Annotated in this window: 3 protein-coding genes; all 3 read left to right on the top strand. The window is 76.6% G+C overall.

Going from position 1 to position 2,136, the window contains the following annotated elements:
* Positions 1-1,560: type VII secretion protein EccCb (gene eccCb, locus HGA02_RS17180; protein ID WP_168680413.1), on the top strand; the 1,560-nt coding region annotated here is incomplete at its 5' end.
* The gene (locus tag HGA02_RS17175) at positions 1,550-1,936 is read left to right on the top strand and encodes a hypothetical protein (RefSeq protein WP_168680404.1); all 387 of its coding nucleotides are present in this window, start codon (positions 1,550-1,552) and stop codon (positions 1,934-1,936) included. The genes eccCb and HGA02_RS17175, both read left to right, overlap by 11 nt.
* A gap of 3 nt (positions 1,937-1,939) precedes the next feature.
* The coding region (locus HGA02_RS17170) for a hypothetical protein (protein WP_168680402.1) at positions 1,940-2,136 on the top strand (197 nt) is incomplete at its 3' end.

Genomic DNA, 2,136 nt, shown 5'->3' with positions numbered 1-2,136 from the left:
CACCTCACGGTGCCGGTCGGTCTCCGCGACGACCCCGCGAAGCAGCGGCAGGGGACGTGGCGCCTCGACCTGACGCGGGCGGGCGGGCACGTCGCGATCATCGGCGCCCCGCAGTCCGGGCGGACCACGGTGCTGTGGACGATCGCCGCCGGGCTCGCGCTCACGCACGACCCGCGCCAGGTCGCCGTCTACGGCATGGACCTCGCGGGCGGCGGGCTCAGCCGGCTCGAGGCGTTCCCGCACGTCGGCGGCGTCGCGACGCGGTCCAGCCGCGACCGGCTGCGCCGGCTGCTCGAGGAGCTGCACGGGATGCTCGCGCACCGCGAGAAGGTGTTCGCCGAGCACGGCATCGACTCCCTCGCGCTGCTGCGCGCCCGGCACGCCGCCGGCCAGGTCCCCGAGCTCGCGACCGCCGACGTCGTCCTGCTCGTCGACGGGGTCGGCGCGGTGCGCGGCGACTTCGAGGAGCTCGACGAGACGTTCACCGCGCTGCTGTCGCGCGGCAGCGGCTTCGGCATCCACGTCGTCATGACGATGGCGCGCTGGAACGAGGTGCGCATGCAGAGCCAGCCGCTCATCGGCACGCGCGTCGAGCTCCGGCTCAACGACCCCGGCGACTCGACCGTCGGTCGCAAGCTCGCCGCGACGCTGCGCGCCGACCAGCCCGGCCGTGCGCTCACCGACGACGGCCTGTTCGCGCAGGTCGCGCTGCCGCTGCCCGACACCGCCGCGCTCGACGGCGACGTCGCGACCGTCGGTGCCGGGCTCGACGCGCTGGCCGACGAGGCCCGCCGCCGCTGGGGTGGCACCGCCGCCGCGCCGAGGATCCGCGAGCTCCCCGAGGTGCTCGAGCTCGCGTCCCTGCCCGACCCGCTCGACGAGCCGGACCTCGTCCCGTTCGGCCTGCGGCAGGACACCATGTCGCCCGCGCTGCTCGACCTCGTCGCGCGCGACCAGCACCTGCTCGTCTTCGGCGACCCGCGCTGCGGCAAGACGACGCTGCTGCGCACCGTCGTCGAGGGGCTGGTCGACCGGTCCACGCCCGACGAGCTCGTCGTCGCCGTGTTCGACCCGCGCGGCGGGCTCGCCGACGTGTGCCCCGAGGACTACCTCGGTGGCCGCGCGACGAGCGCGCCGCTCGCGCTGCAGCTGTCGACCGCCGTCGCCGCGGAGCTCGCGAAGCGCACCGGCGACGGCCCGTCCGGCGGCCCGCGGATCGTCGTCGTGGTCGACGACTACGACATCCTCGCGTCGGGCGGCACCGACCCCCTGCGCCCCCTGCTCGAGCACCTGCCCGCCGCACGCGACCTGCGGCTGCACGTGCTCCTCACCCGGCCCGTCGCCGGCGCGTCCCGCGCGCTCTACGACCCGGTCCTGCAGGCCGTCCGCGACACCGGCGGCAGCGGGTTCCTCATGGCCGGCGAACGGTCCGAGGGGCAGGTCTTCCCCGGCCAGTACGCGGAGCTGCTCCCGCCCGGACGTGGCAAGTGGCTGCGCCGCGGCGAACGGCCCACGCTCGTCCAGGTCGCCACGTCGCAGGAGGTGCCCGGTGCCCCGTGAGCTCGTCGTCCTCAGCCCCACCGCGCCCGACGCGCGCGTCCTCGTCGAGGCCGGTGCCGCCGTCGACCCCGACCTCGGGCTGCGCACGCTGCACGACGGCGCCGTGCACCAGGTCGTGCGCGTGGACCCCGCCGACCCGTCGCAGGGCCAGGGCGTCGTGAGCATCATGCAGCCCCTGCGCGTCGACAACGTCGCCGAGGTCCGTCGCCTCCTGCCGACCCTCACCGCGCTGCCGCCGTGGCTCGGTGCCGGGCAGCCCGTGTGGTGGGTCGAGGCCGTCGCACCGTGGGGCGACCTGGGCCGGACCGGGATCGCCGTCGTGCAGGAGATGGCCGCACGCCTCGGCGGCGTGTGCGTCGTGCAGGACGGCGAGTAGCCCGTGTCGTTCGTCGCACCCCCGCCGGCCGCGCTCGCCGGGCTGCCCGAGACCGTGCTCACCGCGCTCGGCCGGGCGCTGCCCGCGACCGGTGCCGTGCACGTCGCGGGCGTCGGTGGTGGCGTCGGGACGTCGACCGTCGCCGGGCTCGTCTGGTCCGTCCTCGCGCTCGCGCACCCCGGGGCCGTCGGGCTCGCGTC

The sequence above is a fragment of the Cellulomonas septica genome, assembly GCF_012396155.1.
Taxonomy (GTDB): Bacteria; Actinomycetota; Actinomycetes; order Actinomycetales; family Cellulomonadaceae; genus Cellulomonas; species Cellulomonas septica.
Note: the sequence above shows the minus strand (reverse complement) of the source record. Positions and strands in the feature narration are given on the sequence as shown.